The sequence below is a fragment of the Brevibacterium sp. S111 genome (assembly GCF_004745075.1).
Classification (GTDB): Bacteria; Actinomycetota; Actinomycetes; order Actinomycetales; family Brevibacteriaceae; genus Brevibacterium.
In genome coordinates this window covers 291,855-299,852 of record NZ_RHFH01000003.1, presented here as the reverse complement: position 1 = coordinate 299,852, position 7,998 = coordinate 291,855, and the positions used below count along the sequence as shown (strand labels likewise).

Below are 7,998 nucleotides of genomic sequence, written 5' to 3'. Positions count from 1 at the left end.
CTGAGAGGTGCCCCTTTCTGTGTGGGATATGGAGACTTAGAACATCACCATTTTCCCAGTTCAGGAGGGGCATTTCCATTTCACGCGCGGCTTGATCCGGCTACTCGCATCGGTGGATCAAGGTTAACCCAATGCAGACCGTGACCATCCCCTGGAACCTCGTCGATGGCTTCGAGACGCATTTCGGCCTGACCGTGCGTACCCATGAGAAGAGGTTCTCGTCCTGGCCGCTGGCCGGCAAGGGCAAGAAGTGGGAGAAGGATGAGAACGAAATGCGTCGGCTCGTCGAGAGCCCGAGCCCGGCCGTCGATGCGGTGCTCGACCGCTACTCAGGTCTCAGCGATGAAGAGCTGGCCAACCCGGGCGGGAAGCGCACGATCGAGACGCGGTGGAACCTCGGCATCATCGTCGTGGGCCTCCTCGCCGCGGCCTGGGCCGTAGTGGGAATAGCAACGCTGCCCGGCTGAACGAGCCACCGGGCGTGGCAGCACAGGCAGGTGGAAGTCACCAGCCGCGTTCGCGCCACTCCCCCAGCTTCGGGCGCTCATCGCCGAGCGTCGTCGATGCCCCATGTCCGGGCAGCACAAGGGTGTCATCGGGCAGCGCAGCGAAGACCCGTTCCTCGAGGTCGTCCATGAGCGAGGTGAAGTCATCTCGCGACCAGGTCTTGCCCGGCCCGCCGGGGAACAGCGAGTCACCGGCGAACAGGATCGTATGTCCTCCGTCGCGCAGCAGCAGCGCGACCGACCCCGGGGTGTGCCCACGCAGCCCGATGGCTTGGAGGACGAAGCCGCCGAAGTCCCCGACGTCGAGGTGGTCGACTCTGTGTGCGATCTCCACTCCCTCGGCTTCGGCGATCGCTGCGGCGTCTTCGGACCCGGCGATCGTCATCGCATCCGGATATTTCGCCGAGGCGGCCGGCAATGCGCGGATATGATCCCAATGCCGGTGCGTGGTGATGATCGCCCGCAGCTCCGGCTGCGCCTCGGTGTCCGCGGCGCCGGCGGCCACGAGCCCGGAGATCGCCTCGATGTCGTCGGCCGCGTCGATGAGCACCTGCGAACCGGTCTCCTTCGCCGTGATCAGGTAGACGTTGTTCTCCATCTCGGAGACTGCGATCGATCGGATGACGACGTGCTCGGTTGCGATCGTGTTCATTTCCCAACTCCTCTTCACGCTGTGCACGGTTGAGTGCGCTGTCTGCGGTCCGTCCGCAGGGATCAGTGGCAGGTCACCAGGCTCCTCGAGTGTACTGCGGCGGGTAGGGACCGGGTTCGACACCGAGGACATGTGCGGCACGCTGCGGCCACGACGGCTCGCGCAGGGCGGCCCGAGCCATGAAGATCGCATCGGCCTGGCCGGTGCTGAGAATGGTCTCGGCCTGCTCCGGGTCGGTGATGAGGCCGACGGCGCCCGTCGGTACGCCTTCGGCGCGGATGGCGGCGGCCAGGGACACCTGGTAGCCGGGACCGATGGGGATGCGTACCGGATGATTGCCCCCGGACGAGACGTCGATGAGGTCGACGCCTGCTTCGGACAGGCTGCGGGAGACCTCGGCGGCCTCGGAGATGTCGAAGCCGCCTTCGGTCCATTCGCTGGCCGAGATCCGCACGAACACCGGCACGTCCTCGCCGACCTCGGCGCGGACTGCCGCGTTGACCTCGTGCAGAAGCCGGGAGCGACCGGCGAGGTCGCCGCCGTATTCGTCTTCACGCTGGTTCGACAGCGGGGACAGGAACGAATGGAGCAGGTACCCGTGGGCCGCGTGGAGTTCGACGAGGTCGAACCCGGCGTCAACAGCACGTCGGGCTGCGGATGCGAAGGCTGCGACCACCTCGGCGATATCGTCTTTCGTCATCGCCTGCGGCTCGGCAAGATCCGGGTAGGCAACAGCACTGGCACCGGCGGTCGGCCATCCGCCGGCGGACTCCGGGACGCTGCCCCGAGGTTCGCCTGCGAATGGCCGGTACGTGCTCGCTTTGCGGCCGGCATGGGCGAGCTGGATGCCGATGATGCTGCCCTGGGAGTGGACGAAGTCGACGACGGCCGACCAGGATTCGGCCTGTTCGTCGTTCCAGATTCCCGCGTCCTGCGGAGAGATGCGTCCCTCTGGGACAACGGCAGAGGCTTCGGTGAGGATGAGACCGAAACCGCCCTGAGCCCTGGCGCCGAGGTGGACCAGATGCCACGGACCGGGCATACCGTCCTCGGCTTCGCAGGAGTACTGGCACATCGGGGCGAGCCAGATGCGGTTGGGAATCTCGATGCCACGCAGGGTCAGCGGTGTGAAGAGCTCAGTCATGGCTCAAGTCTGCCAGTTCCGATCGGGCTCACACAGCGATCCCGAATACCGGTACGGCGAGCAGATAGACGGTGGCTGTGATGAGAACGATGCCGATGATGTTCAGCCACAGGCCGCCCTTGACCATCTGGCCCACGGTGACATATCCGGAACCGTAGGCCACCGCATTCGGCGGGGTGGCTACGGGCAGCATAAACGCGCAGGTCGCGGCCAGGGCGACGGGGACCGTCAGCAGCAGCGGGTCGAAGTTGAGTCCCATGGCCACTCCCCCGACAACGGGTACGAATGTCGCCGCCGTTGCTGTGTTCGAGGTCAGTTCGGTGAGGAACAGGATGATGGCGGCGAAGATCGCGACGACGAGAACGACCGGCAGAACGCCGAGGCCGCTCGTCGTCTTGCCTATCCACTCGGTCAGTCCGGAGTCCGAAAACTGCGCCGAGAGCGCGAGACCGCCGCCGAAGAGCAGGAGCACACCCCACGGGAGCTTCTCCGCAGTATCCCAGTCGAGGAGGCGCACCCCGCGGTTCGCCCCTCCCGGGATGAGGAAGAGGAGTAGGCCGATGACCATTGCGATGCCTTCGTCACTGATCGGCGGTTCGTCGAAGATCAGAGGCAGCGAGATCCAGCTCGCGGCGGCAAGCACGAACATGACGAGGACCAGCTTCTCACCGGTTGACATAGGCCCGAGCTTGCTCAGCTCATCTCGGATGAGTTCGCGCCCGCCGGGGATGTGATCGATCTCGGGTCTGAACAGGACCTTGACAAGCAGGAACCAGGCGATCGCCATCATGACGATCGACAGCGGCACACCGACGATCATCCATTGGGCGAAGCCAATGGAAATGTCGTGATTGTCCTTGAGGTACCCGACGAGAAAGAGGTTGGGAGGAGTGCCGATGATCGTCCCCAGCGATCCGATCGATGCGGAGTACGCGATGCCGAGCATCAGCGCGGTGCCGAAGTTCGACTTGACCACCGCTCCGAGACCGGTGTCATCGCCGCCGGCAGATGCCTGATCTGCGGCTTCGTCAGCCGCGGTTCGGTCAGCGTCATCGCCTTCGTCCGTATCCGCAGTTTTGCCCGCACTGTCGGTGAGCGCTGTGCCCACGACTTTCGACACGATCATGAGCACCGACATGCCGATCGGCAGCATCATCACCGCGGTGGCCGTGTTCGACACCCACATCGAGATGAATCCGGTGGCGATCATAAAACCGGCGATCATCGGCCCTGGCCGATCGCCCATGATGCTCAGAGTCACGAGCGCGATCCGGCGGTGCAGATTCCATCGCTGCATCGCCAGAGCGATGAGGAAGCCGCCGAGGAAGAGGAAGATGATCGGGTTGCCGAAGGAGGCACCCACCGTCTCCATATCCACATCCGTGCCGAGCACCGGGAAAGCGACGAGCGGGACGAGCGAGGTCGCTGCGATCGGCAGCGCCTCGGTCATCCACCAGACGGCCATCAGCACCGCGACGGCTGCGGTCAGCTTCGCGGGATGACCCACACCAGCAGGCATGATCGCATATATGAGGGTGGAGAAGATGAGCCCGAGCAGGAATCCGGTCCACCGGATCCGCAACGTGCTGCGGCTGATGCCGGGTTCTCGTTCGCCGGGAGACCGCAGATCGATTTCGGTGGAGCTGAACTCAGGTGTTTTCGAGCGCGGGGACATTTTCGCTCCTCTACGAGCAGAGTTGCCTGTGCTTTCGCACCACCCTACTGCAGCGGCGGTCTCCCTATCGGATGCAAAGTGCTCTGACCCTCGCTGCTCCGATCTCAGAGCCCGTCGCAGAACTCCTGGATGTGGTCGGCAACGATGTCCGGATGTTCGACTATCGGCAGGTGCGCGGAGTCGGGAATCGTGACGAAGCGCGAACCCTCGACCTGATCGGCCATGGCCCGCATCGCCTCCGGGGTGCACCCGGAATCCTGGGCTCCCGCCATGAACAGGGTCGGAGTGGTGATCGCTGAGAGCAGCCCGGTCAGATCATAGGACTTCAGCGCCGAGGCGGCTCCGATGTAGGCGTCATCGTCGATGAGGGCGAGGTCGGCGAGCACGAGGTGGCCGGTGGCGATGTCCTCACCGAGGAATCCCGCCGCGAACCACCGATCGGCGGTGTCATCGACGAGGCCGCGGGTCCCGGAGGTTCGCACCTCACCGATCCGCTCCTGCCAGGAATCCGGTGTGCCGAACTTCTCCGCGGTCGCACACGCGACGAGCCCGGTCAGCGCGTCGGGATGGCTGCGCGCAAGCGAGAGCCCGATCGCACCGGAGATCGACACCCCGCAATAGGCGAAGGAGGTCACGCCCTCGGCGGCCAGGGACTCGACGAGGCCGGAAGCCAGCTGATCGATCGTGGGCGGTTCGGCCGCCTCGGCGAGGGGCTCAGGCCCCGGCACGGTGTGTCCGGGCAGGTCGGAGACGTAGATCTGGAAATCATCGGCCAAGCGTGCGGCCACAGACGACCACAAGGTCATCCGTGTGCCCAGGGCGTTGCCGAAGACGAGGACGGGAGAACCGGGATTGTCGTTGAAGGCACGGACGGCGATGCGCATGGGAGGCTCCTAGAGAAGAGGTGGGGCAGGATTTCGACGGGAGGGCGACGTCGCGATCGGTCAGGAGTCTGTCGATGTCAGCCTACCGCCGGAGTACTCGAGATAACAGCGTGGGCACAGCGACTCATAGGTCACGGCGTTGCCGTCGATGGCGACCTGATCACCATCGAAGATGAACTGACCGTCGACGAGGCGACCGTTGAACATCGCCTTGCGTCCGCAGCGACAGATCGTCTTGAGCTCTTCGAGGGTGTGGGCGATCTCGAGCAGCCGTGCCGATCCGGGGAAGGCCTTTGTCTGGAAGTCGGTGCGGATTCCGTAGCACATCACCGGCACCGAAGCATTCGTGGCGATCCGCATGAGCGAATCCACTTGGACGGGGGTGAGGAATTGCGCTTCGTCGATGAGCAGGCAGGCGACGGGAGTCTTCGGTGCGTCGATCGACTCGAGCAGAGCATCATGGTCCACGTAGTCGGCGTGCTCGGCGTAGATGGTCTCGGCATCGCCGTCTGGAGGGATGAGGAAGTCGACCTCCCGAGTCACGCCCAAACGCGACACGATCTCGGAGGCGCCCTTCGTATCGACGACCGGTTTGGCCAACAGGACCCGCTGTCCGCGCTCCTCGTAGTTGAAGGCAGCTTGCAGGAGAGCGGTCGACTTGCCGGAATTCATCGCCCCGTACCGGAAGTAGAGTTTGGCCACTGTCATCCTCTTTCTGTTGTCCGTGCCGACACAGAAGACTACCCGGTGCCGGGCGGGGTGTGAGCACCATCATCGGCCCGGACCGACTACCGAAATCGTCCGGAAGGTAAGATGGAGGCGACAAACCCCAAGAAGATGCGGAGTAGTCCACAACTATGGCTAAAATCATTTACACGCGCACGGATGAAGCACCGCTTCTGGCGACCTACTCGCTCAAACCGATCATCGAAGCCTTCGCCACATCGGCCGGCGTCGAGGTCGAGACGCGAGATATCTCCCTTGCCGCGCGCGTGCTGGCCCAGTTCAGTGACCGCCTGCCCGAAGATCAGCAGGTCGGCGACGCCCTGGCCGAACTGGGCGCTCTGGCCCAGACGCCCGATGCCAACATCATCAAGCTGCCGAACATCTCGGCTTCCGTGCCGCAGCTCAAAGCCACCATCGCCGAGCTGCAGGGACAGGGCTACGAGCTGCCCGACTACCCGGAAGAGCCTTCGACCGATGAAGAGAAGGACATTCGGGCACGCTACGACAGGGTCAAGGGCTCGGCCGTCAACCCGGTGCTGCGCGAAGGCAACTCCGACCGCCGCGCGCCCGAGGCCGTGAAGAACTTCGCCAAGGCCCACCCGCACTCGATGGGCGAATGGTCCAAGGAATCGAAGACCCGCGTGGCCACCATGGACTCGCAGGACTTCCGCGACAACGAGAAGTCCGTGATCATCGATGCCGATGACACGCTGACGATCCGCCTGCGCACCGAATCCGGTGAGACGCAGGTCCTCAAGGAGTCCCTGCCCGTCCTCGCCGGTGAGATCATCGATGCCACGAAGATGGATGTCGCCGCTCTCGACGAGTTCGTCAAGGAGCAGATCGAGCACGCCAAGGCCGACGGAGTCCTGTTCTCCGTCCACCTCAAGGCCACGATGATGAAGGTGTCCGACCCGATCCTCTTCGGCAAGGTCATCGAAGCCTTCTTCCCCGAGGTGTTCGCCGAATACGGAGACGTCCTCGCCGAGGCGGGGCTGACCTCCGACAACGGACTGGCCGCGATCCTCGCCGGCCTCGACACCCTGCCTGCCGACGCTGCAGCCGGCATCAAGGCCGGAATCGAGAAGGGCCTGGCCGACGGACCTGACCTGGCCATGGTCAACTCGCACAAGGGGATCACGAACCTCCACGTCCCCTCCGACGTCATCGTCGATGCCTCGATGCCCGCGATGATCCGCGTCGGCGGCAAGATGTGGAACAAGGACGATCAGACCCAGGACACCCTGGCCGTCATCCCCGACTCCTCCTACGCCGGCGTCTACCAGACCGTCATCGAGGACTGCAAGGCCAAGGGCGCCTTCGACCCGCAGACCATGGGCACCGTGCCCAACGTCGGTCTCATGGCGCAGAAGGCCGAAGAGTACGGCAGTCACGACAAGACGTTCGAAATCGCCGCGCCCGGAGTCGTCGAGGTCGTCAACTCCGCCGGTGAGGTGCTCATGAGCCACGAGGTCGCCGCCGGTGACATCTGGCGCGCCTGCCAGACCAAGGACATCCCGGTCCGCGACTGGGTCAAGCTCGCTGTCACCCGTGCCCGTCTCTCGGACACCCCGGCCGTGTTCTGGCTCGACGAGACCCGTGCGCATGACAACAACATCCGGTCGAAAGTCGAGGAATATCTCCGCGACCACGACACCGAGGGACTCGATATCCGGATCATGAACCCGGCGGAGGCGACCCAGTTCTCCATCGACCGCATCCGCGAGGGCAAGGACACCATCTCGGTGACCGGCAACGTGCTGCGCGACTACAACACGGACCTGTTCCCGATCCTCGAGCTCGGCACCTCCGCGAAGATGCTCTCCGTGGTTCCGCTCATCGCCGGCGGCGGACTCTTCGAGACCGGTGCCGGCGGTTCGGCTCCCAAGCACGTCCAGCAGCTCGTGGAGGAGAACCACCTGCGCTGGGACTCCCTCGGTGAGTTCCTCGCCCTGGCCGAATCGTTCCGCCACGAGTTCAATGTTCACGGCAATGAACGTGCCGGCGTCCTCGCCGACACCCTCGATGCCGCCACGGGCAAGTTCCTCGAAGAGAACAAGTCCCCGTCACGCAAGGTCGGCGAGATCGACAACCGCGGAAGCCACTTCTACCTCACCCTCTACTGGGCGGAGAACCTGGCCGAGCAGACCTCCGACGAAGCGCTGGCCGAGGCCATCGCACCGGTGGCGAAGGCTCTGGCCGAAAAGGAAGAGACCATCGCGGCCGAACTCCTCGAGGTGCAGGGCAGCCCGGTCGACCTGGGCGGCTACTACTACCCCAACGAAGAGAAGATCTCCGCGGCGATGCGCCCCTCGGCCACGCTCAACGAGATCATCTCCTCGCTGAGCAAGAACGTCTGATCTCCTGATCGACGTTCCCACAGTGCCCTGACAACGGTTCTGGGACACTCA

The 7,998-nt window shown here is 64.4% G+C and carries 7 protein-coding genes; 2 read left to right on the top strand and 5 right to left on the bottom strand.

Translation table 11 applies throughout. From position 1 onward, the window contains the following. Window positions 1-131: 131 nt before the first annotated feature. Complete coding sequence (locus EB836_RS05675) at window positions 132-467, top strand: hypothetical protein (RefSeq protein ID WP_135538378.1); 336 nt, start codon at window positions 132-134, stop codon at window positions 465-467. Window positions 468-504: 37 nt separating this feature from the next. On the opposite strand, the gene EB836_RS05670 is transcribed toward EB836_RS05675, so the two are convergent. The 5 genes from EB836_RS05670 to EB836_RS05650 form a co-directional block, all read right to left on the bottom strand. Beyond that, window positions 505-1,158 (bottom strand): MBL fold metallo-hydrolase, encoded by a 654-nt coding sequence (locus EB836_RS05670; RefSeq protein WP_135538376.1) that lies wholly within the window; start codon window positions 1,156-1,158, stop codon window positions 505-507. Window positions 1,159-1,231: 73 nt separating this feature from the next. Beyond that, window positions 1,232-2,302 carry an NADH:flavin oxidoreductase/NADH oxidase gene (locus tag EB836_RS05665; protein WP_135538374.1) on the bottom strand — a complete coding sequence of 357 codons (1,071 nt, stop codon included), beginning with the start codon at window positions 2,300-2,302 and terminating at the stop codon, window positions 1,232-1,234. Window positions 2,303-2,330: 28 nt separating this feature from the next. After that, on the bottom strand, window positions 2,331-3,977 hold the full coding sequence (locus EB836_RS05660) for a DASS family sodium-coupled anion symporter (protein WP_135538372.1): 1,647 nt from the start codon (window positions 3,975-3,977) through the stop codon (window positions 2,331-2,333). Between the two features lie 104 nt (window positions 3,978-4,081). Continuing rightward, entirely contained in the window at window positions 4,082-4,861 is a 780-nt protein-coding gene (locus EB836_RS05655) for an alpha/beta fold hydrolase (protein WP_135538370.1), read from the bottom strand. A 60-nt stretch (window positions 4,862-4,921) separates the two neighbouring features. Continuing rightward, the gene (locus EB836_RS05650; RefSeq protein WP_135538368.1) at window positions 4,922-5,563 is read right to left on the bottom strand and encodes a thymidine kinase; all 642 of its coding nucleotides are present in this window, start codon (window positions 5,561-5,563) and stop codon (window positions 4,922-4,924) included. Between the two features lie 155 nt (window positions 5,564-5,718). On the opposite strand from EB836_RS05650, the gene EB836_RS05645 reads away from it, so the two are divergent. Beyond that, the gene (locus EB836_RS05645; protein WP_135538366.1) at window positions 5,719-7,947 is read left to right on the top strand and encodes an NADP-dependent isocitrate dehydrogenase; all 2,229 of its coding nucleotides are present in this window, start codon (window positions 5,719-5,721) and stop codon (window positions 7,945-7,947) included. Window positions 7,948-7,998 lie beyond the last annotated feature (51 nt).

Coding starts and splice junctions, on each gene's coding strand:
- EB836_RS05675 (WP_135538378.1), top strand. CDS start 132: ATGCAGACCGTGACCATCCCCTGGAACCTCGTCGATGGCTTCGAGACG.
- EB836_RS05670 (WP_135538376.1), bottom strand. CDS start 1,158: ATGAACACGATCGCAACCGAGCACGTCGTCATCCGATCGATCGCAGTC.
- EB836_RS05665 (WP_135538374.1), bottom strand. CDS start 2,302: ATGACTGAGCTCTTCACACCGCTGACCCTGCGTGGCATCGAGATTCCC.
- EB836_RS05660 (WP_135538372.1), bottom strand. CDS start 3,977: ATGTCCCCGCGCTCGAAAACACCTGAGTTCAGCTCCACCGAAATCGAT.
- EB836_RS05655 (WP_135538370.1), bottom strand. CDS start 4,861: ATGCGCATCGCCGTCCGTGCCTTCAACGACAATCCCGGTTCTCCCGTC.
- EB836_RS05645 (WP_135538366.1), top strand. CDS start 5,719: ATGGCTAAAATCATTTACACGCGCACGGATGAAGCACCGCTTCTGGCG.